The 25,078-nt window shown below is 68.8% G+C and carries 27 protein-coding genes; 12 read left to right on the top strand and 15 right to left on the bottom strand.

What is annotated here, in order from left to right; genetic code table 11:
* A complete protein-coding gene (locus AB5I40_RS24230; protein ID WP_370932354.1) occupies positions 1-918 on the bottom strand; it encodes an ABC transporter substrate-binding protein in 918 nt (305 codons plus the stop codon).
* Positions 919-1,058: 140 nt separating this feature from the next.
* On the opposite strand from AB5I40_RS24230, the gene AB5I40_RS24235 reads away from it, so the two are divergent.
* Both AB5I40_RS24235 and AB5I40_RS24240 read left to right on the top strand, forming a co-directional pair.
* Positions 1,059-1,751 carry an ABC transporter permease gene (locus AB5I40_RS24235; protein ID WP_370932355.1) on the top strand — a complete coding sequence of 231 codons (693 nt, stop codon included), beginning with the start codon at positions 1,059-1,061 and terminating at the stop codon, positions 1,749-1,751.
* Positions 1,748-2,461: an ABC transporter permease gene (locus AB5I40_RS24240; RefSeq protein ID WP_370932356.1), complete on the top strand. Its 714-nt coding sequence runs from the start codon at positions 1,748-1,750 to the stop codon at positions 2,459-2,461. The genes AB5I40_RS24235 and AB5I40_RS24240 overlap by 4 nt, the downstream gene beginning before the upstream one ends.
* A gap of 4 nt (positions 2,462-2,465) precedes the next feature.
* Here AB5I40_RS24240 and AB5I40_RS24245 read toward each other — a convergent pair whose 3' ends face one another.
* The 5 genes from AB5I40_RS24245 to AB5I40_RS24265 all read right to left on the bottom strand — a co-directional run bounded on the left by AB5I40_RS24245 (position 2,466) and on the right by AB5I40_RS24265 (position 6,720).
* On the bottom strand, positions 2,466-3,857 hold the full coding sequence (locus AB5I40_RS24245; protein WP_370940594.1) for an aromatic amino acid lyase: 1,392 nt from the start codon (positions 3,855-3,857) through the stop codon (positions 2,466-2,468).
* A 73-nt stretch (positions 3,858-3,930) separates the two neighbouring features.
* Positions 3,931-4,476, bottom strand: a complete 546-nt coding sequence (locus AB5I40_RS24250; RefSeq protein ID WP_370932357.1) for a YbaK/EbsC family protein — start codon at positions 4,474-4,476, stop codon at positions 3,931-3,933.
* A gap of 31 nt (positions 4,477-4,507) precedes the next feature.
* Positions 4,508-4,801, bottom strand: coding sequence for a DUF2516 family protein (locus tag AB5I40_RS24255; protein ID WP_344288105.1), 294 nt, complete (start codon positions 4,799-4,801; stop codon positions 4,508-4,510).
* A gap of 834 nt (positions 4,802-5,635) precedes the next feature.
* Entirely contained in the window at positions 5,636-6,325 is a 690-nt protein-coding gene (locus AB5I40_RS24260; protein ID WP_370932358.1) for a hypothetical protein, read from the bottom strand.
* Positions 6,322-6,720 carry a helix-turn-helix domain-containing protein gene (locus tag AB5I40_RS24265; protein ID WP_043836265.1) on the bottom strand — a complete coding sequence of 133 codons (399 nt, stop codon included), beginning with the start codon at positions 6,718-6,720 and terminating at the stop codon, positions 6,322-6,324. Before AB5I40_RS24265 ends, AB5I40_RS24260 begins: the two co-directional genes overlap by 4 nt.
* 140 nt (positions 6,721-6,860) lie before the next feature.
* Here AB5I40_RS24265 and AB5I40_RS24270 point away from each other — a divergent pair, with 140 nt between their 5' ends.
* Positions 6,861-8,030, top strand: a complete 1,170-nt coding sequence (locus tag AB5I40_RS24270) for a methyltransferase domain-containing protein (RefSeq protein ID WP_370932359.1) — start codon at positions 6,861-6,863, stop codon at positions 8,028-8,030.
* Between the two features lie 215 nt (positions 8,031-8,245).
* On the opposite strand, the gene AB5I40_RS24275 is transcribed toward AB5I40_RS24270, so the two are convergent.
* From AB5I40_RS24275 to AB5I40_RS24285, 3 genes are all read right to left on the bottom strand, one after another.
* Positions 8,246-8,887, bottom strand: coding sequence for an AAA family ATPase (locus tag AB5I40_RS24275; protein WP_370932360.1), 642 nt, complete (start codon positions 8,885-8,887; stop codon positions 8,246-8,248).
* A 1-nt stretch (position 8,888) separates the two neighbouring features.
* A complete protein-coding gene (locus tag AB5I40_RS24280; protein WP_370940595.1) occupies positions 8,889-9,227 on the bottom strand; it encodes a zf-TFIIB domain-containing protein in 339 nt (112 codons plus the stop codon).
* Between the two features lie 71 nt (positions 9,228-9,298).
* Entirely contained in the window at positions 9,299-9,667 is a 369-nt protein-coding gene (locus AB5I40_RS24285; protein WP_370932361.1) for a VOC family protein, read from the bottom strand.
* A 94-nt stretch (positions 9,668-9,761) separates the two neighbouring features.
* Here AB5I40_RS24285 and AB5I40_RS24290 point away from each other — a divergent pair, with 94 nt between their 5' ends.
* A complete protein-coding gene (locus AB5I40_RS24290) occupies positions 9,762-10,229 on the top strand; it encodes a CGNR zinc finger domain-containing protein (protein WP_370932362.1) in 468 nt (155 codons plus the stop codon).
* Positions 10,230-11,072: 843 nt separating this feature from the next.
* Here the strand turns inward: AB5I40_RS24290 and AB5I40_RS24295 are convergent.
* Positions 11,073-12,371 (bottom strand): DUF445 domain-containing protein, encoded by a 1,299-nt coding sequence (locus AB5I40_RS24295; RefSeq protein WP_370932363.1) that lies wholly within the window; start codon positions 12,369-12,371, stop codon positions 11,073-11,075.
* Between the two features lie 29 nt (positions 12,372-12,400).
* Here AB5I40_RS24295 and AB5I40_RS24300 point away from each other — a divergent pair, with 29 nt between their 5' ends.
* Entirely contained in the window at positions 12,401-13,567 is a 1,167-nt protein-coding gene (locus AB5I40_RS24300) for a pyridoxal phosphate-dependent aminotransferase (protein ID WP_370932364.1), read from the top strand.
* 355 nt (positions 13,568-13,922) lie between these two features.
* Positions 13,923-15,251 (top strand): hypothetical protein, encoded by a 1,329-nt coding sequence (locus AB5I40_RS24305; protein WP_370932365.1) that lies wholly within the window; start codon positions 13,923-13,925, stop codon positions 15,249-15,251.
* Positions 15,252-15,718: 467 nt separating this feature from the next.
* Here AB5I40_RS24305 and AB5I40_RS24310 read toward each other — a convergent pair whose 3' ends face one another.
* Positions 15,719-17,158, bottom strand: coding sequence for a PLP-dependent aminotransferase family protein (locus tag AB5I40_RS24310; protein WP_370932366.1), 1,440 nt, complete (start codon positions 17,156-17,158; stop codon positions 15,719-15,721).
* Between the two features lie 61 nt (positions 17,159-17,219).
* Between AB5I40_RS24310 and AB5I40_RS24315 the strand changes: the two genes are divergently transcribed.
* On the top strand, positions 17,220-17,861 hold the full coding sequence (locus AB5I40_RS24315; protein ID WP_354746075.1) for a hypothetical protein: 642 nt from the start codon (positions 17,220-17,222) through the stop codon (positions 17,859-17,861).
* On the opposite strand, the gene AB5I40_RS24320 is transcribed toward AB5I40_RS24315, so the two are convergent.
* Together AB5I40_RS24320 and AB5I40_RS24325 are read right to left on the bottom strand one after the other, a co-directional pair.
* Positions 17,858-18,391, bottom strand: a complete 534-nt coding sequence (locus AB5I40_RS24320) for a Clp protease N-terminal domain-containing protein (protein ID WP_370932367.1) — start codon at positions 18,389-18,391, stop codon at positions 17,858-17,860. The two genes, AB5I40_RS24315 and AB5I40_RS24320, sit on opposite strands and share 4 nt — an antisense overlap.
* Positions 18,391-18,600 carry a hypothetical protein gene (locus tag AB5I40_RS24325; protein ID WP_009071860.1) on the bottom strand — a complete coding sequence of 70 codons (210 nt, stop codon included), beginning with the start codon at positions 18,598-18,600 and terminating at the stop codon, positions 18,391-18,393. The genes AB5I40_RS24320 and AB5I40_RS24325 overlap by 1 nt, the downstream gene beginning before the upstream one ends.
* A gap of 456 nt (positions 18,601-19,056) precedes the next feature.
* On the opposite strand from AB5I40_RS24325, the gene AB5I40_RS24330 reads away from it, so the two are divergent.
* A complete protein-coding gene (locus tag AB5I40_RS24330) occupies positions 19,057-19,821 on the top strand; it encodes a protein phosphatase 2C domain-containing protein (RefSeq protein ID WP_370932368.1) in 765 nt (254 codons plus the stop codon).
* Positions 19,822-19,880: 59 nt separating this feature from the next.
* A complete protein-coding gene (locus AB5I40_RS24335) occupies positions 19,881-20,564 on the top strand; it encodes a DUF998 domain-containing protein (protein ID WP_370932369.1) in 684 nt (227 codons plus the stop codon).
* Here AB5I40_RS24335 and AB5I40_RS24340 read toward each other — a convergent pair.
* Positions 20,542-21,570 carry a D-cysteine desulfhydrase family protein gene (locus AB5I40_RS24340; RefSeq protein ID WP_370932370.1) on the bottom strand — a complete coding sequence of 343 codons (1,029 nt, stop codon included), beginning with the start codon at positions 21,568-21,570 and terminating at the stop codon, positions 20,542-20,544. The genes AB5I40_RS24335 and AB5I40_RS24340 overlap by 23 nt on opposite strands.
* 204 nt (positions 21,571-21,774) lie before the next feature.
* Between AB5I40_RS24340 and AB5I40_RS24345 the strand changes: the two genes are divergently transcribed.
* The 3 genes from AB5I40_RS24345 to AB5I40_RS24355 are packed head-to-tail and all read left to right on the top strand — an operon-like array spanning position 21,775 to position 24,549.
* Positions 21,775-23,151: an amidase gene (locus AB5I40_RS24345; protein WP_370932371.1), complete on the top strand. Its 1,377-nt coding sequence runs from the start codon at positions 21,775-21,777 to the stop codon at positions 23,149-23,151.
* Positions 23,118-23,696, top strand: coding sequence for a TetR/AcrR family transcriptional regulator (locus AB5I40_RS24350; protein WP_370932372.1), 579 nt, complete (start codon positions 23,118-23,120; stop codon positions 23,694-23,696). Before AB5I40_RS24345 ends, AB5I40_RS24350 begins: the two co-directional genes overlap by 34 nt.
* Before the next feature lies 1 nt (position 23,697).
* Positions 23,698-24,549, top strand: a complete 852-nt coding sequence (locus AB5I40_RS24355) for an oxygenase MpaB family protein (RefSeq protein ID WP_370932373.1) — start codon at positions 23,698-23,700, stop codon at positions 24,547-24,549.
* On the opposite strand, the gene AB5I40_RS24360 is transcribed toward AB5I40_RS24355, so the two are convergent.
* Positions 24,525-25,061 (bottom strand): CGNR zinc finger domain-containing protein, encoded by a 537-nt coding sequence (locus tag AB5I40_RS24360; RefSeq protein ID WP_370932374.1) that lies wholly within the window; start codon positions 25,059-25,061, stop codon positions 24,525-24,527. The genes AB5I40_RS24355 and AB5I40_RS24360 overlap by 25 nt on opposite strands.
* Positions 25,062-25,078: the final 17 nt, after the last annotated feature.

Below are 25,078 nucleotides of genomic sequence, written 5' to 3' on the forward strand. Positions count from 1 at the left end.
TCAGGACAGGCCCTGCTGCTTCAGCCAGTCCTTGGCGACGTCGGCGGCGGGCTCGCCGTCCGCGTCGACCCGCTTGTTCAGCTCGCGCATGCCGTCCGTGGTGAGCTTCGCGCTGACCGCGTTGACGACCGTCGCGAAGTCCGCGCCGCGTTCGTCGAGCACCTTCTTGTTCACCGCAGGCACCACGTTCTCGGTGGGCACGATGGTGAGGTCGTCCTTGAGCGCGACGTACTGCGAGTCGCCGACCAGCGGGCTGACCGAGTCGACCGGGATCACCGTGACCGCACCGGAGTTGAGCTGCTGCACGCGCGGCCCGGCCTCCTGCACGGTCTGGAAGGTGGCGTTGGTCAGCTTGTAGATGTCCTTGAAGCCCTTGAAGCACGGCAGCCGCTTCTCGCACTCCGGCGGACCGGCCATGACGACCTTGTCGAGCTTCTTCAGGTCGCTGATCGACGTGATGCCCTTCGACTTCGCGACGTCGGCCTTCATGATGTAGGTGTTCTTGTCCTCGGCCGCCGCGTAGTTCAGCAGGCCGACGCCCTCGGGCGCGAACAGCTTCTCCAGCTGGTCGTGCTCGGCCTTGGCGTCCTTCGTGGCCTCCTTGCCGAAGCCGGTCGTGATCGCCGCGCCCTGGTACTCCGGCAGGAACTGCAGTTCGCCGGATTTGAGCGACGGGTAGACCAGCTCCCGCGAGCCGAGGTTCAGCTTCCGGGTGACCGGATAGCCCTTGGCCTCCAGCGCGCCCGCGTAGATCTCGGCCAGGATCTGGCTGTCGGTGAAGTTGAACGAGGCGACGACGATCGGAGCGCCGCCCTTGCTCGGCGCGGCCGGCTGGTCGCTTCCCCCACCGCACGCGGTCAAGCCGAGCGCGGCCGTCGCCACCAGCGCGGCCACTCGGATGTTCCGGGTCCAGCGCACGTGTCCCCACACTCCTCAGTTCACTCGTTTGTGGGAATGGACCCTAACCGCGACCCCCGACAGAAACCACTGGTTAGGAATCCTCGCCACGGAATCTCAAGGGCCGGAATATTGTCGCTCGATCGGGGTAAGGTCGCGCCGTGCACGCGTCCGTGACCCCGCTGCTGGCCGACAGCAGCCGTCCCCTCTTCGAATGGCGGTGGGTCGAACGCAACGCTGACGCGATTCTTCAGCGGCTCGGCGAGCACATCGCCCTCACCGCGACCGCGCTCGGCGTCGGTCTCGTGCTGTCGCTCGCGCTGGCCACGCTGTGCCTGCGCTACCGCTGGTTCTATCCGTTCGTCGTGGGCGCCGCGGGCGCGCTCTACGTGATCCCGAGCCTCGGCGCGTTCGCGCTGCTGGTTCCCTTGCTCGGGTTCTCCTTCGCGACGTCGGTGATCCCGCTGGCCACGTACACGCTGCTGATCCTGATCCGCAACATCGTGACCGGCGTGCAGCAGGTGCCGACCGAGGTGCGCGAGGCTGCGGTCGGGATGGGCTTCACGCCGCGTCGGCTGTTGTGGCAGGTGGAACTGCCGCTCGCGCTGCCGGTGGTGATCGCCGGGCTGCGGGTGGCCGCGGTGACGACGATCGGCCTGGTCACCGTCACGTCGCTGCTCGGCAAGGGCGGGCTGGGCTACTTCATCCGCGCCGGCATCCAGACGCCGATCCCCAACCCGAGCCCGATCATCGTCGGCATCGTGCTGTCGATCGCGCTGGCCGTGCTCGTCGATTTGCTGCTGTGGCTGAGCGAACGCGCGCTGGCCCCGTGGGCGCGGAGGGCGGTCCGATGAGCTTTTTCGCGCAGCTGAGCCAATGGCTGGCCGACCCGAACCGCTGGAGCTGGACCGATCCGGCCGGGATTCCGTTCCGGACGGTGCAGCATCTGTGGTTTTCCGCGCTGGCGCTGGTGATCTCGATCGTCCTGACGGTCCCGTTCGCGCTGTGGCTCGCGCACTACCGCCGCGGCCAGTTCCTCGCCAGCAGCGCGGTGAACATCGGCCGCGCGATCCCGAGCTTCGGGCTGATCATCCTGTTCTGGTTCCTGGCCAGCCGCTGGGGCGCGAACACGGACTTCTGGCCGCTGCTGCTCGCGCTCGTCGCGCTGGCGCTGCCGCCGCTGTTCACCAACACCTACGCCGGGGTGGTGCAGGTGGAACAGGAGGTCGTCGACGCGGCGCGCGGCACCGGGTATCGCGAATGGCAGATCATGCTGCGCGTGGAACTGCCGCTGGCGTCGCCGGTGATCGTGGCCGCCGCGCGAGTGGCGTTCCTGCAACTGATCGCGACGGTCGCCATCGGCGCGATCGTCAACGACGGCGGCGGTCTCGGCCGCTACATCGTGGACGGCTTCGCCCTCGGCGAGCAGGGCCACGGCGAGATCTTCGGCGGCGGCGTGGCGGTGGTGATCCTGGCGTTGGTGTGCGAGGGGTTGTTCGCACTGCTGACCAAGCTGGCTACGCCTCGGGGTCTCGCACTTCAGCAGGCACGTCGAGACTCGTGAGTGCCTATGCCGGTTCTAACCGTGACGAACACTCACGACACACCACGGCCAGCCGCTCGATCTCTGCCCCCAGCGACCGGTCGACCACCACCGGCTCGATCCTCTCGGCCAGCCAGGCGTAGGCGTCGGCCAGCCTCGGTGCTCCTGGGGTCTTGAGCAGATACCGCGCCTGCCGTCCGGCGATCAGCTCGCACGCGGTGATGGCGAAGAAGCGTTCGATGACGGTCTCGAGTTCGGCGCCGGCCTTGCTGGCAAACGCTTGCACGTCCTCCTGACCAGCGGAAGTGTCGATCGACCCGAGCGTCGCCGGTGCGGCCAGCCGTCGCATCGCGTGCAGCTCGCCCGCCGCGCGTTTGTGCAGTGGCGTGAGTCCGGCCTGTGGACCAGGATCCACCGCTAGCTGCGGCGGGAGACCGCTGAACTGCGGGTCGAGGAGGCGGTGCAGTCGCTGTACCGAGACCTCGGCCGCGTGGATGAGCGCTGCCTTCGCTGTATCCATTCGGAGGCCCAGCGCGGCTGCGTGATAGCCGGTCGTCGGGACGAACTCGCCGTTTGCGAAGGCAGGTGAGTCCGCTGGAGTTTCCCAGGACTGCTGCAGGGTTTCCCGCAGTTCCTCGACCGTCCGTCTGACGTATTCGAGCACCTTCGGCCCGACTCGCACCGAGATCGGCGCCTGCACGACTCCCTTTTTAGCGGCGGCCCCTTCGATGAGTTTCTCAATGCGAGTGCCGCGGTAGATCGCTTGCGGTGCACCAAGAACGTCCACGGTGATCGCCGCGCAGACCGTCTGCCAATCAAGCAGCCGACGTGCTCTTTCGCCGCAGACCCACGCGTACGCCTCGGCCAGCGGCGAACCTTGGATCAGGCTCGCCCCTTCCTTCGGTCCGAGTACGAACGGCTCCGCCCCGCGCCGGTGCAGCGCCTCCGCCGCCGGGACTTCGATGCCGTCCTCGATGACCGTGCCGAGCCCGACGAAGGTCTGGAACGCGTGCGCCAGCGGGATGATCTCGCCCGCGCTGCCGAAGCTGTCGCGCGGGACGGCGGGAAGGAACCCGTCGTTGATTCGGTCGGCGAGGAACGTGACCAGCTCGGGGCTGACCGCCGCGTCACCGCGGAGAAACCCGCGCAATCGCATGCGCAGCAACGCACGGGTCAACTCCGGCGACAACCACGGCGGCCCGCCCACGGCCCGGCCGACGAGGAGATTGCGCTGGTGGTCGGCCTGCTGCTCGCTGGTGAGCCGGGTTCCGGCGAGCCGACCCATCCCGGTGTTGACGCCGTAGATCGGACTGTCGTTGTCGAGCGCGGCCAGCATCGCCTCGCGCTGCCGCTTAAGCGCGTCGAGGACTGCCGGGCCGACCGTGGCCGGTTCGAGTTTGTCCAGCGCGGCCAGCATCGCGTCGCGCTGTTGTCTAAGCGCTTCAAGCGCTGCCGGGTCGACCACTGTCGATTCGTCCATTATGGACAGTTCAGCGCGCGAGCCCGTCGATGACCTCGGCGTTCGGCAGCCCCGCGAGGGCCGAACCGGAAATCAGGAGCTTGCTGCCGCGAATTCCGCTGCCGATCACCAGTTCCGGCGCGTCCGCGACGGCCTGGTCGATGAGGATCGGCCAGTCCGCGGGCAGCCCGACGGGCGTGATGCCGCCGTACTCCATGCCAGTGAGGGAAACGGCCTCGTCCATCGGCGCGAAAGACGCCTTGCGCACGTCGAGGCGACGCTTGATGACGCCGTTGACGTCGGCGCGGGTAGTCGCGAGCACAAGCGTCGCGGCGAACCGAACCTCGCCCGCGCGCTTGCCCGCGACGACGACACAGTTCGCGGAGGCCGTCAACGGCGACCCGTACGCCTCGCAAAACGCGGCGGTGTCGGCGAGTTCCGGATCGATCTCGGTGACGCCGAGCGCGTCCGGCGCGGGCATCGCGGCCAGTGCCTTGGCGACGGGTTCGGCGAGCAGGTCAGTACGGGTCGGCGCGGGAACGACGGTGAGGCTTCCGGCGATAGTCCAGGTGGTCACCGACCCGAATGTAATCGGCCCGGGACCCCGGTCACCAGTTGCGGTGGCCCCGCTGGACCTCGATGAGCTTCGGCCGCACGTCGACGATGTAGACGAGCGCCGCGGCCATCGCGGGCACCCAGAAGATGAACCCGGGCCCTTGGATCTGGAACAGCACCAGCGCGAGCGTGGCCCCGCCGGTGATCAACATCCAGATCGGCTTGGTCTTGCGATCGGCCGCCGAGTACGCGTCAGCTCGCTGGAGCAGCGCGTGAACAAAGGCGAAGAGCCCGACCAAGGCGCTGCCCCAGTGGATGACCCAGAGGATCCATTCGGCAACCAGCACGACGTCAGCTTACGGCAAACCGCCCACGCCGCCCGCTCCCCCGAACCCCGGTGCCGCGACGTGACTGCTGGTCAAGGTCAGGTTGAGCGGGTTAACCATGGTCGACCGCCGCGGCGGGACCCGAGGTGACAACGGTCACTTCCGGCGGCCGCCTTGACTCCGGCCGAGCCGCGACCCGAATGCGGTCCTTTGCTCGAGTTAGGTCGAACCCATCCGCTTCGCCGCGAACTTAGGTCGGGCCCAACGACGCTCAACCTAGCTAGGTCCGACCCAGCGAAACTCGGCCAACCTAGGCCGAACCTAACCACGCACGCCCAAGCTAGGCCCGACCTAACGAGACTCGCCCGACCTAGGTCCGACCCAACCACGCTTGCCCAACTTAGGTCCGGCCCAGCGAGATTCGGCCAAGCTAGGCCCGACCCAACCACGCACGCCCAACCTAGGTCCGGCCCAACGAAGCTGCCCCAAGCTAGGCCCGGCCGAACGAAACTCTCCCAAGCTAGGCCGAACCCAACAAGACTCGCCGAAACTTAGGCCGAACCCAGCCACGCCCCGCCAGCCAGACCGCACCCACCGAATCCCGCCGAATTAGGCCCAACCCAAGACCGGCCACCGCCCCATGGCCCCAACGCGCCAACCCCCGACGCCTCAGCCGAAAAGCCCCCAACACAGCACACGGCGGCCGGACCAACCCTCGGTCCGGCCGCCGTGCGACCCCTCGATCTTCAATTCTCGCCCTCGGCGACTCCGGCGCAAACCGAGTCACCCCAACGATTCCAACGCCGAAGCGCCCGAACCGCCGTCAGTGCAGTGCGGCGCAAGTAAGCGCGACCGTCACTTCTCCGTCTTCGGCGCAGCCGGCTTCTTGGCGTTCGCCGTGGCCGTGCTGCTGGTCGTGGTGCGACGGGCAGGCGTAGCGGTCTTCGGCGAGGTGCGGTTAGCAGCCTTGCGGGCCACCGACCGGGTCTCGTGCGCGACGTTCTCGCCGATTTCCTCAACCGCGTCCGCGGTCTCGCCGGCCACCTCAGTCACCTTGCGGGCGGCCTTCTCACCAGCGGAACGGGTGCGCTTGGTGACCTTCGACAGCACACCGTCGACGCGCTCGCGGGTCTCCTCGGTCAGGCCGTCGACGCGCTCCTGGGCGGCGGTCAGCGCGTCGTCCAGCTGCTCGAGCGCCTTCTTGACCTGCGGCTGAGCGGCGATCTTGTCCCACGCCTGCTCGCCGGACTCGGCCAGCTTGTTGTACAGCTTCAGCGCGGCCTCGGTGTACTCGTCGATGGCCTTGCGCAGTTCGGCCGGGTCGAGCTTCTCGCGGAGGCTCTCGACGTCGGTCGGCAGCTCCTCGAAGCCCTTGCGCGCGGCCTCGGTGTTCTTGGTGACGTTGGCGCGGGCCTTGGCGACCGCGTCGGTCACGGCCTGGCTGGCCAGGTTGCCGGCGCCGAGCGCGGCGAGCAGCGGGGTGCGGACCTGGTCGAGCGCGGTGTTGACGGCCTTGCGGACGTCCTCGGTCTTGGGCGTGGTCATGCCGACTCCTCAGTGGTCTCTTGGGTGGTCTTCGGTGCGGTGGTGCTCGCGGCGGCGTTTTCGCGCCGGAAGGACTCGTAGACGTCGAGCAGGACCTGCTTCTGCCGTTCGGTCAGCTCGGCGTCGGCGCGGATCGCGTCGCCGACCGGGCCGCCGGTCGGCAGGTCGAGAATCCCGGCCTGCACGTACAACGCTTCGGCCGAGATCCGCAGCCCTTTGGCGATCTGCTGCAGGATCTCCGCGCTGGGTTTGCGGACCCCGCGCTCGATCTGGCTCAGGTACGGATTGGACACTCCGGCGAGTTTCGACAGCTGGCGCAGCGAAATCTTCGCGGAACTGCGCTGCTGGCGGATGTACTCGCCGATGTCGGAGGCGATGTCCGCGACCTTGTCCATGGGGCGCTGTGCTCCGCCGGGTTCTGTCATCCGGTCACCTCCTCGCGACCTACTCGACAGTACGCTCGCGTGCTAGCTATTGCAAGCACCCTGCTTGCAACCATCGGGTGTGGTTCCGCTCACCCCGTTACCCTGGGCTTATGCGGGCACAACGGTTGCGTCGACGCCTGGTCCGGCAACTCGTCGAAGAGGACGTGCTGCACGACGAAGCCTGGGCCGAAGCTTTCGCCACCGTCCCGCGGCACGCGTTCCTGCCGCGCTTTTTCGTGCCCGCCGGCACCGGCTGGGCGGCGGTCGACCGCAGCGATCCCGACTGGCTGGACCGCGTCTATTCGCGCGACGTCCTGGTCACCCAACTCGACGACGACCCGGCGCTGTGGGACCGCGCCCGCACGCGCGGGCCAGTCCCCGGCGTGCCGACCAGTTCGTCCAGCATGCCCGCGATCATGGCGATCATGCTGGAAGAACTCCTGGTCCGCGACGGCGATCGTGTACTGGAGATCGGCACCGGAACGGGCTACAACGCGGGTTTGCTGTGCCACCGCTGCGGTTCCGGCCAAGTGTCCACAGTGGACATCGACGCGGCCATCGCCGCCGCCGCGCGGGAACGCCTTGCCTCCTGCGGCTACGAACCCGCGTGCGCCACCGGCGACGGCACACTCGGCTTCCCGGCCGGAGTTCTCTTCGACCGAGTCCTGTGCACCGCGTCGGTATCGCGGATTCCCCTTGCCTGGCTTGCTCAAACACTCCCCGGCGGGCACATCGTCACCACCCTGAACCGCCCGCTCGGCGGCGGACTCGTCCGCCTCACCGCGGGCGAAGGCACGACCGCCGAAGGCCAAGTCCTGTCCCGCGACGGCCGATTCATGCCCTTGCGCGCACATCGCCTGCCACCGCTCGCGGAATTGCCGGACGCCGCCGGCACACAATGGCGGCCGACCGAGTTGTCGATGTCAGATGTGCTTAAGCCGCAACGGCATTTCGAATTCTTCGCTTCACTGGAGCTGCCCGACGTACGCCCGGTGCACGTCGATCCGAACGGAGCCTTCGCACTGTCCCATCCGGACGGTTCGTGGGCGCGCACCCGCCGCACCGACTCCGGTTTCGAGGCAGCGCAAGGAGGTCCGCGCGCGTTGTGGGATCTCGCCGAGGACGCGCACCGGCACTGGGAATCACTGGGCCGCCCCAGCCGATCCCGTTTCGGGCTCACGGTGAACAGCGAGGAACAAACCTTTTGGCTGGACGATCCGCAGTCTGAGAACCGCTGGCCATTGCAGGAACTCGAATCTGACGACGGATCCGCCCGGTAATCGAGACCGCCGCCGGGCCTTGGGCCGTTTGGCCGTGCGCGCTGCATCGTTCGCAGTATCACCGGCACCGGGCTGGACGATGCCCCTTGAAAAAGGGAAGACTAAGCCCATCCCCGATGCGCACACCGGTGAGATCCAAGAATCCCAGCGGAGTTACGACGAACGGCTCCGCGCGGAATGAAGGGTCGCTGGGTCGAACCCAGCCAAACTCCCGCTCACGCACCAATTCCTAGGTCCGACCCAATTCTGGCCCGGACCCATTTCTCCACCGCGGTCACGACGTCGTCGAGCGGGGCGTCCGTCGTGTCGATGGACTCGACCTGCCCGCGTATCCACAGGTTGAACTCGAGCATCTCCTCGATGCGCGGCTCGTCCCACTCCCGCCACGCGGGCCGGGCGCGCAACCGCCGCCGGAGGGTCTCGTTGTCCGCGACCAGGGCCAGATAGTGCACATCCGAGAAGAAAACGCGCTCTGGCAACGGTTCCAGCTCTTGCGGCGCGACTGTTCCGCACAGCACGACCGGCCGTCCGTTCTGGTGCAGCATCGCCGCCATCCGCAACCAGGCCCCGCGAAACGCCGGATTCCCCGGTTCATCGTCGCGCAACGCGCCGGTCCACAGCACGTCCTGCTCCAGCACGACGGCCTCGCCCGCCAACCGCTGCGCCAGCTTCGGCCCGACCGTCGATTTGCCGCCCGCGCTCGGGCCGGTCAACGCGAACAACGGCAGCCGCCGGAACGGCCACCGCTGCCCGCATTCCGCGCACCGCAAGAGGTCCCCGTCCGCCTGTGGACAACTCGCCCGGTCGCCGCAGGACGGACAGATCCGCAGGTCAAGCGCTACTGGATCGGTGGACAACTCAGTCGAAGAGGTTCTCGAGGAAGCTGCGCTTGCGCCGCCGGTCGTACGGTCGCGGCGAATCCCCGTAGCCACCGCGGTACGGCCGCGGCGAGTCAGCGTGGCCGCCTCGGTACGGGCGCGGCGAATCCGAGTGCCCGCCCCGATATGGCCGGGGCGAATCCGAGTACCCGCCTTGATAAGGGCGAGGCGAATCGGCACGGGCGTACTGCGGCGGCTGCTGCCGGTAGAACGCGCTCTCCGCACCGGCGATCTGCTCCAGCTCGCCGCGGTCGAGAAAGATCCCGCGGCAGCCGTCGCACTGCTCGATGTGGACGCCGTTCTTGTCGACCGTGCGCATCATGTTCTGACACTTCGGACAAATCACGCATCCGACCCTACGCGGATTCGCCGCGCCGTGTCAGCAGGCAGTCAGCAGGCGCAGAGGCAGAACGGGTGGCCGACCGGATCGGCGTAGACGCGGAAGGTCTCCGGGGAATCGTCGAGCAGCTTCGCGCCCAGCCCGAGAATGCGCTGGTGAGCGGCCTCGAGGTCGGGGACGTCCAGGTCGAGGTGCGCCTGCTGCGGCGTGTCCTGCGACGGCCATTCGGGCGCGCGGTAATCAGCCACCCGCTGGAATTCCAGCCGGACGCCGCCGCGCGGGTCGACGAGCGTGGCCCAGTGGTTGTCCTCAGCGACCTTAGGTTCGGCCCACTCGAGCACGGAGCGATAGAAGCCGGCGAGCGCCGCCGGGTCCGGACAGTCGAACGCAACGCCGCCGAATGTCGGAATCGCACCCATGTTTCGTCCATCCTCTCCTCGTGGCGTAACCAGTAAAGCGAGTATGTCGGTTAGGCCACCAGGTCGCAACCGATATCGCCCGTACACTGGGCAGGTGCACACCGACGCTTCCCTGGTGGTCGCCTTTCTCAACACCGTCGACATCGAACGGGGCGACGACCTGCTGGACGATCCGGGGCTCTGGCGGCAGTGGGCCGCGGACCACGACGTGGCACCGAACGATCCCGCCGAAGCCCGCGCGGTGCGAGACAGCCTGCGCGCCGCGGTCGGCGATCCGCGGCTGCCCGCGACGGCGCTGGACGTCCCGCTCCGTTTCACGCTCACCGAAACCGGCCCGACGCTGCTCGCCCCGGACGCCGTCACCGCGACCCTCGCCGCGGCCACCCGAATGGCCATCCGAGGCGACTGGGTCCGGCTGAAAATCTGCCCCGCCGACGACTGCCTGTGGGCCTTCTTCGACGAATCCCGCAACCGCTCCCGCACCTGGTGCTCGATGCGCGTCTGCGGAAACCGCGAAAAAGCCCGCTCCTGGCGCGCCCGCACGGCGGCTGTGCACAACTAAGGCCCTGTGGACAACTTGTCCACACACGCCACATGTGCACGTGCAGATGCCCCGGATCCCCACAAGTTGTGGACAGCGATTAGGCCATCACCGTGAATTCCTGTGGATAACCCCGGGGATAACTCAGCTTCCTGTGGACAACTGGTTTGAGCGGGGTGCGGCTGTGGTATAGGACGGCGCGCATACGGTCGACCACCCGCCGCACCCGGGCTGGGACAGGGGAAAGACCGAGGAAAACGCGGCCGATGCAGCGGCACCAGACCACTGAAGTAAGCCCCGGCCCCGGGCGGCTGCGGTCGGGTCGGCGGGACTGTCTCCACTCACGGCCGACGAATTCCGCTCAACCACAACGAAATCCGACTCAACCGGCAGCCAGAACCCCGCCGCGCTGGCCCTCACCACAACCGGCAGCCAGCCGCACGCACGCCCCTCGCCGCAACTGCCAGCTAGCCCTCAACGCGCCCACCGCACAGCCATCACGACGGCCGCCGCCCGCCATCAGCCCGCCTCGCCGCACGGCTCTCGCCGCAACCGCCCCAGCACTCAGCCACCCTCACGACACTGCTCTCACCGCAACCGCCCAACCCCCACCGCGCTGCCGCCGACCCGGCCTCAGCCAAATCCGGCCGCGCAGCCTCCGCCACGACAGGCATCCCAGCCGCACGTCACGGCTCTCACCGCAACCGCTCCAGCACTCGGCCACCCTCGCGACACTGCTTTCACCACAGTCGCCCCACCCCCGCCGCACTGCAGCCGACCCGCCCTCAGCCAAGCCCGGCCGCGCAGCCTTCACCACAGCGCCGAACCAGCCCTGCCCCGCAGAACAACGGCAGAACCAGAGACTCAGAACAGCAACTGCGCCACCGCGTAAATCACCAGCCCGGCCAGCGCACCCACCACAGTCCCGTTGATCCGGATGAACTGCAGATCCCTCCCGACCTGCAGTTCGATCTTCCGGGACGTCTCCTCGGCGTCCCACCGCTCCACCGTGTCCGTGATGATCGTCGTGATCTCGCGCGAGTAGTGAGTCACCAGGTAAACCGCCGCGCTCTCGACCCAGCCGTCCACCTTCGAGGTCATCGACGGGTCGTCCACCAGGCGCTTGCCGAGCGATTCCAGGCCACCGCGGACCCGCTGGCGCAGTTCGCTCGAAGGGTCCTCCGCGGCGTTCAGCAGCATTTCCTTGGCCGTCGCCCACGCGTTTCCAATGAGCTTCTGCACTTCGCCGTGGTTCACGATCTGGCCCTTGACCTGCTCGGCCCGCTCCATGGTCTTCGGGTCGGTCTGCAGATCCTGCGCGAACTCGCCGAGGAACTTGTCCAGTGCGAGGCGCATCGGGTGGTTGACGTCCGTCTTCACGGCCCAGGCGAAGGTCAGCACCTCGCCGTACACCTTGTCCGCCAGCATTTCGTCCACGAACTTCGGCGACCAGCTCGGCGCGCGGTCCGAGACCACGCGCAGCATCGTCTGGTGGTTGTCCCGGACCCACTCGTAAGCCCGGTCGCACATCAGGTCCACGAGCTTGTGGTGCGCGCCGTCCTCGAAAACGCCCGCCAGGATTTTGCCGAGCGGCGGGCCCCACGGCTTGTCGATCACGCGCTTGACCACGGCCTGCTCCATGATCGCCTGCACGTCCTCGTCGCGCAGCACCGTCACGGCACCGCGCACGACTGTCGCCAGTTCCGACGTCACGCGTTCCGCGTTGTCGCGCTGCGAGAGCCAAGCGCCGAGCCTGCTGGCGACCTCGACGCGGCGGAGCTTGTCGCGGATGACATCGGGAGACAGGAAGTTCGAGCCGACGAACTCGCCGAGGCTGTTGCCGAGCGCGTCCTTCTTGTTCGGGATGATCGCGGTGTGCGGGATCCGCAGCCCGAGCGGATGCCGGAACAGCGCGGTCACCGCGAACCAGTCCGCGAGCGCGCCGACCATGCCCGCCTCGGCCGCGGCGCGCACGTAGCCGACCCAGCCCGGCCAGCCCGCCGACTCCGCCCAGCTCGTCAGCAGGAACACGATCGTCGCGCCGAGCAGGAAGGACAGCGCGACCAGCTTCATCTTGCGCAGGCCGCGCCGTTTCGCCTCTTCGCCGGCTGCTCCGCCGGGCGGGTCCGCGGGCGTGACCTTGGCAGGGGTGAGTTGCTCCACACCGCCATTGTCCGTGAGGATGCGTTCTCGTGCGTGAACCAGCTCTCGTCCCCCGCCTCCGCCCGTTCGCCTCGACGGTCTTCGCGGAGATGACCGCGCTCGCCGTCCGGCACGACGCGGTCAACCTCGGCCAGGGCTTTCCGGACACCGACGGGCCCGCCGGAATGCTCGAAACGGCGAAGAACTCGCTGTTCGGCGGCGACAACCAGTACCCGCCGGGGCCGGGCCGTCCGGAGCTGCGCGCCGCGATCAGCAGGCATCGCCAGCGTTACGGTGCCAGCTACGACCCGGACACGGAGATCCTGGTCACCGCGGGTGCGACCGAGGCCATCGCGGCGACGCTCATCGCGCTGACCGAGGCTGGCGACGAGGTGATCGTGGTCGAGCCGTACTACGACTCATACGCGGCCGCTGTCGCGATGGCGGGCGCACAGCGACGGGTCATCGGGCTGGTCGAAACCGAGAACGGACAGCTCGAACTCGACCTCGACGCCCTCCGCGACGCGATCACGCCCAACACCCGCGCGGTGCTGCTGAATTCGCCGCACAACCCCACCGGCACGGTGTTTTCGCGCGCGCAGCTGGAGGAAGTCGCGCGGCTGTGCGTCGAGCACGACCTCATCGCGGTCACCGACGAGGTCTACGAACACCTCGTCTTCGACGGAGCCGAGCATCTTCCGCTCGCGTCGTTGCCCGGAATGCGCGAACGGACCGTCGCGATCTCGAGCGCGGGCAAGACCTTCAACTGCACCGGCTGGAAGATCGGCTGGATCTGCTCGACGCCGGAGCTCGTCGCCGCGGTGAAGGCGGCGAAGCAGTTCATCACCTTCGTCTCCGGCGGACCGCTGCAGCCGGCCGTCGCGTACGCGCTCGACAACGAGCTTGAGTGGGTCGAAAACCTGCGCGTGAGTCTTCAGGAGAAGCGCGATCGGCTGTCCGCCGGTCTTGCCGATGCGGGATTCGCTGTACGGCCGAGTGCCGGGACGTATTTTGTGACAGCTGACGTGCGTCCGCTCGGCTTCGAAGACGCCGCCGAACTCGCTTGGACGCTGCCGGAACGCGCCGGAGTCGCGGCAGTACCCGTCAAGGTGTTCACGGATCACCCGGACGAGTGGAAACATTTGCTGAGGTTCGCGTTCTGCAAGCGCAACGAGGTGATCGACGAAGCGGTCGAACGCCTGCGGAAACTCGTCTGACGACTGCGGCCCGGCCCCGGTTTCTCCCTGCGGGAACGGAATACCGAGAGTGTCGCGGTGGCCGAAACATCGGGTCAACGCCCGAATTCGCGCCGTCGGACAGCCGCCCGGATGGCCGCATTCGCCCCGGTTGAAGCGACGCTGGGTGATCGACTAGGGCGGATCGGACACCAGAGCCGGTGGGGACGTTCCGCCGTACGGGGTGGATCGAGCGCGGGAGAGATGAAACACTCGCGTCCGGTGCTAGAAAGAGGGCAGCCCCGGGGGACCTGCGACCTGGCCGGAAGAGAGCCCCAGCAAGATCAGCCTCGTGCGGTGGGCCGCACGAGCTTCAGGCGCGGACGGTGGTGGTGGCGTGACCGGCATGGCGACCCCGCGCGGCCTCGCACATCCCGCGCCCTCCGGCGCGAGCGCCAGTCCGCTCGGGAACACAGGTTCCGCGTTGCTGGGCATGGTCGACCGCGCTGAGCGGAATTCCTCCTTCGCGCGCGCGGGCGCGCGACGACGGCCACGCGCTTGGGCGGCGCCGATCGCCCGGCCTGCCGTCCGAATCGCTGTCGCAGGCGGGCTCACGCTGGCCGGATGGCTGCTCGGCGCGGCGTTGTCGCAGGCGAACGCGGCGACGGGCGACCCCGTCGACCACCCGATCTCTGCCACGCACGACACCGATCCGGAGCACCGGTACGCCGGAACGGCCACGTCCGGCACGCTCACCTGGGCCATGCCCGGCGCGGCAACCGGCGCGAAGCGCGCCAACCTGCACCGGTTCCACTTCTCCGCCAAAGACTTCCAGCCCGACGTGAGCTTCCGGCCGACCACAGTGGCCGGAAGCGAACCGGCCACGCAGAACCACGCTTCCCGGCCCGCCCCCGCGGCGAAGGTCACCAAGCCGAAGAGCCCCGTCAAGCCAAAGCACCACGCGCCAGCGAGCGAAGCCACCGCCCAGCCCGGCCTGCTCAGCAGCATCAGCAGCAAACCCGAGCCCGGCATCCTCAGCACCGCCAGCCAAGAACCGCGGCAAGGACTCCTCGACGGCCTGCTCGGCGGCTCCGGTCGCGACTCCGGCCCTGGTCTCCTGGACGGCCTCCTCGGCAGCCCCGAACACGACCAGCCGGGGCTTCTCGACAGCGTCCTCGGAACCGTCGACGACACCGTCGACACGACCCTGCACACCACCGTCACCTCGGTCGACACCGTGATCGACACCGCGCCGGTCCGGGTCGTCGAACCGCCAGTCCACCCAGAACCCGCACCGGTCGCCAGCGGCTCGGTCACCGCCGCCGTCCCCGCGACGAAGCTGGCGAAAGAACCTGAAGCGCCGGACGTCGTGAAGGCCAGCAAGCAGGCCCCCGCCGTCGCGCACACCGCGCCCACCCGCGTTCTCGCCGCGCCGCCTGCCGCGAAGCAGGAAACCCAGCCCGCGCCGCCGGTCAAGGAGCGCAGCCAGGCCGGAGGCGGCAGCAGCGGTGGCGGCGAAGGCCTTCCCTCGGCACCGGCCGCGCCTGCCGCGCCCGCGTCGACTGTCTCACCGGGACACGACGGTTCCGGCGGCCTGCGCCAGCTGTTCGCGCTGGCCGGCGACGGCGACACCGTCACTCAGCTCAAGCTCATCGGCGTCAGCCGCGACCACGAGGTCGACGGCGCGGGCAGGGATGCCGCCCTGCCGACCACCTCCCCGGACTGACCGCTCGACCGGTTTCCCAGGGAGAGCTACGTCCACGTCAAGATCAACTTCTTGATCGCGCGCGCCCGTTCGCTGCGCCGGGCTCACCCCTTCGCACCCATGCCACTTCGAACCAGGGGCTGAACCATGACCGCACTTCCCGACCGGCCGACCGCGCCCGGCCGGATCGGGTCCTGGTCCCGGCGCCGCGCTGCCCCGCGGCGCCGGGACCCACCACGGGCGTGCTCCGGAGGCTTTCGCTCACCGCGCCGAGCGAAAGCCTGCGCCAACCGAAGCTCGCCTGAACCGAGGGCGCTTCCCGGCACTTCGAGGGGCTGTGCCGGGAAGCGCCTCGGACGATCGGCCGGTGCGCCGGATAAGGAGACCACCACCCTCCCTGGAGTGGCTGGATCCCATCCGGTGCACCGGCTGTTCACTTTTCCGGGGGTGCATGCCGGTGAGAACCGCCATCGCCACTCGCGAGCCCGCTACGTCACCGGAATCCGCTCCGCGGGCACATCCGCACAGCCGCGCACCGAAGCCGCCGCCACACTGACCCGCCGCACCGCCTCCGGCAATTGCTCGCGCGGCAGCCCGAACGGCAGCCGCAGCCAGCGTTCCAATCCGCCGTGCACCCCGAACCTCGACCCGGGCGCGAGCTGCACGCCGCGAGTAGCCGCCGACACCGCCAGCCGCGTGCTCATCGGCTCCGGCAACCGGCACCACACCGACAATCCGCCGGACGGCACCTGGAATGTCCACTCTGGACAGTACTTGCGCAGCGCCGCGACCGTGATGTCCCGCTGTTCCCGAAATTCCGTCCGCCGCCGGGCAAGCACCTCGTAGCCCTCGGGTTCCAGCAGCGCCGCGAGCACGAGCTGATCGAACACCGGTGCCCCGAGATCGACCGCGAACCGCGAGGACTGCAGCCGGTCCAGCAAATCCGTCGAGGCCCGGATCCAGCCCAGCCGCAACCCGCCCCACTGCGATTTCGCCGCGGATCCGACGCTCAGCACCAGATCCCCGCCGAACGCGGCCAGCGGCGGCGGACCGTCCACCGGATCGCCCTCGTAATCCAGCTCTACCAACGATTCGTCGACCACGACCGGCGTCCGCGTCCGGGCGAGCAGCCCGCCGAGCCGTTCGCGCCCGGCCGCGTCGAGGCGCAGTCCGGTCGGATTCTGGAAGTCCACCACGAGATAGCCGAACCGGGGCGCGGCCTGGCGCAGCGCGGCTTCGATGCCGGGCAAATCCCAGCCGTGCACCGGATCGAGCGCGACCGGCACCGGCAACGCGTGCGTCGCGCGGACGGCGTCGATCGCGTTCGGATACGTCGGCTGTTCAAGCAGGACGCGATCGCCCGGCCCGGCCAGCATCCGCAGGCACAGCACGAACGCGGAGTACGCGCCGGATGTCACCAGCACCTGGTCCGGCGAGGTCGGCAGGCCACGCGCGGTGTAGCGCTCGGCGATCCGCTCGCGCAGCCGCGGGAGGCCGCCGGTGAGGTAACCGTTGCCGCTGGCGTACTCGACGAGATCCCGCCGCGCGGTGTCGAACGCGGCCATCAGCCCAGGCACGGCGGGCGGCGCGGCCCGTGCGAGGTCGAGGAGGTCGTCGCGGACCGCCTCGGCCTCGTCGCGGTTTCCGACCCCGGCCACCCACGACCCGGCTCCGCGACGGCTGGCGACGAGACCGTCCGCGCGGAGCCGGTCGAGCGCCGCCCCGATGAGCGTGCGGCTGACGCCGAGCGCGTCGGCGAGTTCGCGCTCGGCGGGCAGCCGGGTGCCGATCGGCAACTGCCCGTCGAGCACGTGCAACTCGACCGCCGCGGCGAGGTCGGACGCACCCTGCCGGGAGCCACGCTGCCGCCATTCCCCCAGCAATGTGGCCAATCTACGCCCCGAGATGCGCCCACCAAGCGGTTCCATAAGGCCAATTATTGCGCATTGGCCATGGCATATCAGGCCAGTTGTCGCCAATAGTGGAGAAGTGGCAGCTATCGACCTCAGTCCGCTCAGCATCCGCCGATCCCCCGCCCGCCGGGGTGCCCAGCTGTTCGCCGGCCTCGCCCTTTACGGCGCGAGCATGGCGATGCTCACCCGCGCCCGCCTCGGCCTCGACCCGTGGGACGTGCTGAACGACGGCCTGACCAAGCTCACCGGCCTGACGTTCGGCACGATCAGCGCCGTCGTGGCGGTCTTCGTGCTGCTGCTGTGGATCCCGCTACGGCAGCGTCCCGGTATCGGCACCGTCGCGAACATCGCGGTGATCGCGGTGGCCGTCGACGCGGTGCGCGCCGTGCTGCCGGACCAGCACGTGCTCGTCTGGCAAATCCTGATGCTGATCGGCGGCGTAGTCCTGAACGCCGTCGCGACCGCGGTGTACGTCGGAACCCGCCTGGGCCCCGGCCCGCGAGACGGCCTGATGACCGGCCTGCACGCCCGAACCGGCTGGTCCGTGCGCCTGGTCCGGACCGGCATCGAGGTACTCGTCCTGGCCGCGGGCTGGCTGCTCGGCGGCTCGGTCGGCGTCGGAACGGTCCTGTACGCCCTCAGCATCGGCCCGCTGACCCAGGCCCTGCTCCCCCTGGTCACTTGGCGCACCGGGCCGGACGAGCAAGAACAGCATTAGCGTTTGCCGACGGCGTGGCGGACCGCCGGATAATCGATGCCGCGCGCCGCGAGGAAATCGGCGACCGGACCGCGCTGCCTGGCCAACGCGAGCAGCAAATGCTCCTGCCCGAGATGCTTGTCGCCGAGGTCGTGCGCCTCCCGGGCGCTCATCTGCAGCGCGTTCTTGGCCTCCGAGGTAAACGGCAAGTGATTGCGCTTGCTGCGCCGCCCAGCCTCAGCAAGCGCACCCGGCCCGTGCGTCTGCTCGATCCGGTCCACGATCTGATCGACGTCGATGCCGAACTCGGTAAGCGCCTCGGCATCGGCGTCACTAATCCCCCCACGCCGACGCACGCGGGCTAACTCGGCGAAGACGTCGTCCCGAGACACCCCGAGAACCCGCAGCAACCGCACCGCCTCGCCGTCCTCAACCCGAGCCAACCCAGCGAAAACGGCCTGCGCGGAAATCTCGTGCGCCCCCGCTTCGTGCGCCGCCGCCTGCGCCTCGACCACCGCTCTCCGGGCGTCATGGGTGAACTTCTCGAACATCAATGCCTCCCGTACTTCTTGTGCACGGCCTGCCGGCTGACCCCCAACTCGGCCGCGATGTCCTGCCAAGACCAGCCGTGCATGCGCGCACTCCGCACCTGCACGGCCTCCAACTGCTCCAGCAACCGCCTCAGCGCCGCCACCGCCCGAAGCCCCACCCGGGGATCCCGGTCACCGGCGCGAGCGGCCAGATCCGTCGCTTCCGTCATGATGTCAATCTAGGTTGACACCTCGAGTCTGTCAACCTCCGTTGACACCGCAAGGCACGTGAGGGCCACCCTCATTGACTCTGATTCCCTCAGGGTTCCCCTCACGACCCGCCCGCACGCGCGCGCCCCAATGCGGCATCGGGTGCGCCCCACGCACCCAAAGCGGCGTTCGGTGCGTCACATGCACCCAACGCCACATTGGGGCGCTAGCCCCACCCACCGCGAAACCGCAGCCAGTGCACCCAACGATCGAGGCACCCAGCCCCTCCCCCACACCCCGATATGAAGCGTCCCTGCGGTCTGGGGGTGCTTGTCAAGGCATCTTTCCCGCCTTGACAAGCACCCCCAGACCGTCAGCACACTCAAGCTTCGGGGTGCCCCACGCAACCAACGCCTGCAACGTCGCCGCCAGGCGACGAGCCGAACCACCCCCCAACGAGAGCTACAGTCAACGACGTGCCCGAGATATCGACCGCCGAGCGAGCCGGAGTCGGTTCCGACGGCCATCCCCGCCCCACCGAAGACCACATCGCCCTCCTCCCCAACGCCGTCCTGGTCCTGGACGGAGCCACCTCCCCAAGCCCAGACCTCCCCCCAGGCGGCTGGTACGCCCACCTCCTCCGCGACCAACTAGCCGATGAACTAACCACCCACCCCACCCAACCCCTAACCACCGCACTGGCAACCGCAATCACCGAAGTAGCCAAAGCCAACGACCTAGCCCCAGGAAACTCCCCCTCCAGCACAGTCTCGATCCTCCGCTGGACCGCCGACGAAATCGAAGCCCTAGTCCTGGCCGACAGCCCAATAGTCGCGTTTGGACACTCCGGCACCGACGTAGTAGCCGACGACCGCCTAATCTCCCTGCGCAACAACGGCCTCCTCCAAACCAGCGCAGACGTCCGCCGCAGGCGCAACGCCGAAGACGGCTTCTGGGTAGCCGAAGCCGACCCCGCCGCAGCCCACAAAGCCGTCCAACGCAGCTGGCCGCGCAAAGACATCGACGCAGTCCTCATTGCCACCGACGGCGTAGCGATCGGAGTAGACGAGTACGGCCTCTTCAAGTGGCCAGAAGTCCTGCAACTAGCCAAAAACAAAGGCCCGGAAGCAGTGCTGGACGCAGTACGAGCCGCCGAGAATGACGATCCGCACGCCGTCCGCTGGCCCCGAGCCAAACGCCACGACGACCAGGTGCTCGTCCTCGCCGACTTCACGGGGTAGGGGCTGAATCAGGGGTTTTCCCTGATCACGAAACGCCGCCGAACGGCCAATCTGGCTACATGGGGAACTCACGAGGCGTCCGGGGATGGCGCCTGACCGCGCTGGCTGCGATCGCCTGGGGGCTGTTCACGATCACCGTGCTGCACATCATCAGCTCGCACGACCCGATCTACGACACGCTTTCGAGCTACACGATCACCGACCGCGGGGAAGGCATGCTCGGGGCGAGCGTGCTGTCGGTGGCCGTCGGATCGCTCGCGGTGCTCGGCGCGCTGATCGCCGGCGGTGTGCCGATGACGTTCAGCACCAAGGCTTTGCTCATGCTGTGGGCGCTCGGGCTGGCGGTGGCGGCGGTTTTTCCGGCCAGTTACCCGCCGAGCCCGAATCCGCTCAGCGGCGACATCCACCTTTATTCGTGCCTGGTCGCGTTCGCGAGCCTGCCCGGCGCGGCGATCACGATGCTGGAACCGTTGCGCGGCACCGCGGAACGCGTGTTCGTGGTGCGGTGGCTGAAGTTCGGGCTCGCCGCGGTCGGACTGTTCGCGCTGAGCTTCCTGTTTGTCCGCTTGGACGAGGCCGGGGTGCAGCCGTTCCACGTGCTCACCGAGGTGCTGCCGGTGGGCGCGACGCAGCGGCTCACGCTGATCGCCAACGTCGCCCTGTTGCTGGTCCTGCTCCGCATCGCCGTGCGGACCGAAACCGCTCGCGCGGCGGTGCTCGTTACTTCCGCGCCTCGGCCATGAATTCGGGCGCGTAACCGAACAATCCGGGAAGACCTCCGGTGTGGACGAACACCACGGTCTCCTCCGGCGAATACCGTCCCGCCGCCGCCCATTCCACCAGGGCGGCGGCGGCTTTTCCGGTGTAGACCGGGTCGAGCACGACGCCCTCGGTGCGGCCGAACAACCGGATCGCTTCCCAGGTCCCCGACGCCGGAATGCCGTATCCCTCGCCGATCGTCGTGTCGTTCAGCCACACGTGCTCGAGCTTCGGTGGGTCGAACCCAAGCAACTGCGCAGCCCCAGCGGTGAGGTGGGACAAGTTGTCCACAGCCTCGTTGAGCGGGTGGCTGACGCAGGCGACGTCCAGGTCCAGCGAACCGAGCACCTCCGTGCCGAGCGCGAGCCCGGCCGCGGTAGCCCCGCTGGCGTGCGGACCGACGATCCGGGCGTGGTCCAGACCCAGCTTCACCAGCTGGGCAGCCAGCTCGCGAGCGGCATCCACATAGCCGAGAACGCCCAGTGGGTCGGACCCACCGACTGGGACCGTCCTCACTTTTCGGCCCTCGTCCGCTGCGTCGGTGAGCAGCCGCTCGTACGTCGCGGTCGCTTCCGCGTCCGACGCGCAGATGTGCACCCGTGCGCCGAAGAGCAGGTCAAGCGGGACGTTTCCGGACCGCTCGTACGCGTCACCGGAGCGCGGCACCTCAGCGGTGAGCACCAGCTCGCAGCGCAACCCGAGCTTCGCGCACGCTGCGGCGGTCTGACGGCCGTGATTGGTCTGCAGCGCGCCGAAGGTGATCACCGTGTCGGCTCCGTCGGCGAGCGCCGCGCCGAGGTGGAAGTCGAGTTTGCGCAGCTTGTTGCCGCCGACGCCGAGCGGGTGGACGTCGTCGCGCTTCAGCAGCAGCCGGGGAATGCCGAGCGCTTCGCCAAGCCGCGGCGCCGGGACGAGCGGGGTCGGCCCGTGGTGCAGACCGGCGCGCGGGAAACCGTCGAAGCTGGGGAACCGGGCGAAGTCGAACGTCATCGATCCTCCGTGCGCTGGCCGGGCTGATGGCTTGGAGTTTAGGTGGCTTCCTCAGGCTGTCACCCGGTCTGCGGCCGACCAGCAAGCGGAGTCCTGGCCGCGCTGGGGCAGGAAACAATCCCCCGGCTCGGTGCCGACAGGGGTGCCGCCCGGCAACCACCGTGATACGTTCGTTCGAGCGAACGAGAGAACGGGGAGCCGCTGATGCCTTCCGCGATGACAGAGTTCACGACCCTTGCCGACCAGGTCGCCGCGCTCGAAGCTGGCGAAGTCACGGCCGTGCAGCTCACCGAACTCGCGCTCAAGCGGGCCCACGCGAGCCAGCCGGTGCTCAACGCGTTCCGTGTCCTGCGGGACGAAGCCGCGCTCGCCGAGGCCGCCGAGGCTGATCAGCGCCGCGCCGACGGTGATCGCGCGCCGTTGCTCGGGGTGCCGGTGGCGATCAAGGACGACGTGGACATCACCGGCCTGCCCACCGCGTTCGGCTGCCCCGGCGACTTCCCGGTGGCCACCGGCGACGCACCGGCGGTAGCGAACCTCAAGCGGGCCGGCGCGGTCATCATCGGCAAGACCAACACGCCTGAGCTGGGCCAATGGCCGTTCACCGAGGGCACGGCGTTCGGCGCGACGCGCAATCCGTGGCAGCCCGAGCACACGCCGGGCGGGTCGTCCGGCGGATCGGCCGCGGCGGTGGCGGCCGGGATCGTGGCCGCCGCGCTCGGGTCGGACGGCGCGGGTTCGGTGCGCATCCCGGCGGCGTGGACCGGACTCGTCGGGATCAAAACCCAGCGCGGCCGGATCCCGACCAGCAGCGAACTGTTCCACGGCCTCACCGTGCTCGGCCCGCTCGCCCGGACGGTCGCCGACGCGGCCACGCTGCTCGACGTCACCGCGGGCACCGGCACGTCGTTCCAGACCGCTGCGAAGCGCGAACCCGGACGGCTGAGAATCGGCCTTTCCACCCGGATTCCCTTCACCGCCACCAAAACCAGGCTCGACCCAGTGGTCGAAGCGGCGGTGCGGCAGACCGCCGAAACGCTCGCCGGACTGGGGCACGAGATCGTGCCGGTCGAACCCGGGTACGGGCTGATCGGCCTTACCTTCCTGCCGCGGTCGCTCACCGGCGTGCGCGACTGGGCTCGCCGCGTGCCGGAGCCGTCCGCGCTCGACCCGCGCACCCGCAGCAACGCCCAGCAAGGCGGCCTGCTCGCCGGGCCCGCGCTGAAACTCGCCCGCGCGCTCGAACCCGTGCTGCGCCGCCGGATCGGCGGGATGTTCGGCGACATCGACGTCCTGCTCACGCCGACCACCGCCACCCCGCCGCCCGCGATCGGGTCCTTCGACGGGCTTTCCGGCTGGCAGACCGATCAGTCGATGATCGCCGCGTGCCCGTACGCTTGGCCGTGGAACGTGCTGGGCTGGCCCGGGGTGAACGTGCCTGCCGGACTGACCGCGGACGGGTTGCCGCTCGGCGCCCAGCTGCTCGGCCCGTCGCATTCCGAGGAGCGGCTGATTTCCGTTGCCGCGCAACTGGAAGAGGTACTGCGATGGCCGGACCGACGTCCCGAGCCGGGGTGGTGAGCACCCGCGACGCGATCCTCCGCGCCACCCTGAAAGTGGTCGGCGAGCAGGGCGTCGGCGGGCTCACCAACCGGCGCATCGTCGCCGCGGCCGGGGTTTCGCTCGGCACGCTGACGTATCACTTCCCGAGCCAGACCGAGCTGTTGCGCGAGGCGATGCTGCTGTTCGCCGAGGAGGAAACAGCGAAGCTGGCGGGAATTGTCGAGGTATACCGGGAACAAGGGCTGAGCCTCGAACAAGCGGCGACCGTCGTGGAGCACGTGATCAAGCAGTTGCCGTTCGGCACGGACGAACTCGCGCCGCACGAGCTGTACCTGCAATCCGCGCGCGACCCCGGACTGCACGAGGCATCGGCGAAATGCTTTGCGGCGTATGACGAATTGGCCGTCACGATCCTGACCGCACTCGGGCTGCCGGATCCGGAACGGGTGGCCGGGCCGGTGGTCGCGCTGATCGCCGGGCTGCAGTTGCGCCGTCTCGCGACCGGCACGGACGTTCCGGCCGCCGAGCCGTTGATGATGCTGTTGCACGGCGCCCGAGGCTGACGTGGCCCCGCCGGTCGTCCGCGGCACTGCGGCTTGGCGCTATTTCGGCGACTTCCGCGACGCACTGCTCGCGGGGCAGGTGCTGGTGCTGCAGGTCGCGCATCCGGTTGTGGCGGCTGGGGTGCGGGATCATTCGGACTACCGCGAGGATCCGTGGACCCGGCTGATGCGCACCGTCGCTTCGTTGTCGATTTATGTGTACGGCGGAACAAAAGGCGCACAGGTCGAGGCCTCGCGGCTGCGAAAACTGCACCGGACTTTCACCGGAACCGCCGACGGCCGCCGCTACAGCGCGCTCGACCCCGGCGCGTACGCGTGGGTGCACGCGACACTGGTGATGGCTCCCGTTGAAGCGCAACGGTTTTTCGGCCGTCCGATGTCCACTTCAGAGCTTGCGGAGTACTACGCGCAGATGTGCGGCATCGGCCGGATCCTCGGCATCCGCGAGCGGTACCTGCCGCCGACCTGGCCGGAATTCGAGCAATACTACCGAGAGATGATCGCCGGATTCGGCCCTAACGAGACGATCAGCACGCTGTTCGAAACCATCGACAGCGTCGGGAAACCATTCTCCCGCATGTCGGACCGCCAGTGGTCGAAGCTCCAAAAAGGATATTCGACCGGGCAGATGTTCCTTATCCGCGCGACGCTCCCGCCCGAGCTGCGGGACCGTCTTGGTCTGCGATGGACTGTCGAAGACGCGCACAAGTTCGCCCGTTTTTGCCGCGCGGCAAGGATGCTCGGCACCGTGATGCCGCCGTCGCTGCGCACTCTCCCGATGCGAGTGGTCGGCAAGCTCAATGTGTGGCTGCGCGAGCACCCTTGGGCTTACCGGTTTTTCGTGCGCTCGTAATGCGCCCGGGCCTTCGCTCGGTTCCCGCAGCGGGACATCGAACACCACTGCCGAGTCCGGCGCGGCGACGTGTCGACAAACCGCAAACCACAGTCGTCCGCCGAGCAGATCCGGATGTCCTCCACGCCAGTAGCGAGATCGACCGCGTCCGCGGCCAGCACCGCGAAGGCCGTCGCCACCGGATCCGGCGCAGCGGGCACCTCCCGCTGCAGAACGCCGTCCTTCAACAGCAGCCGGTCCGGTTTCGGTGCCGCGGCAAGGGCGTCGTTGACCAGCCGGACATCCTTGGCGAGAGGCTTGGCGGTCAGCAGCCGGTTCGCTGCCTCGCGCAGTTCCTTCGCCACCGCGACCTCGGCAGCGGTCACTCGCAGGTGGCCGAACCCGGCCAGCTCAAGCCATTCCGCGAGCGCGTCCGGGTCGGTGAGTAGCTCGACGCCCTCCGGGAGATGCCGGGAGCGCAACGTGTTCACCAGGTGCAGACACGGCCGCCCGGCGTCGAACACCCACTCCATGCCGCTCATTCTAACCA

This window comes from Amycolatopsis sp. cg13 (genome assembly GCF_041346965.1).
Taxonomy (GTDB): Bacteria; Actinomycetota; Actinomycetes; order Mycobacteriales; family Pseudonocardiaceae; genus Amycolatopsis.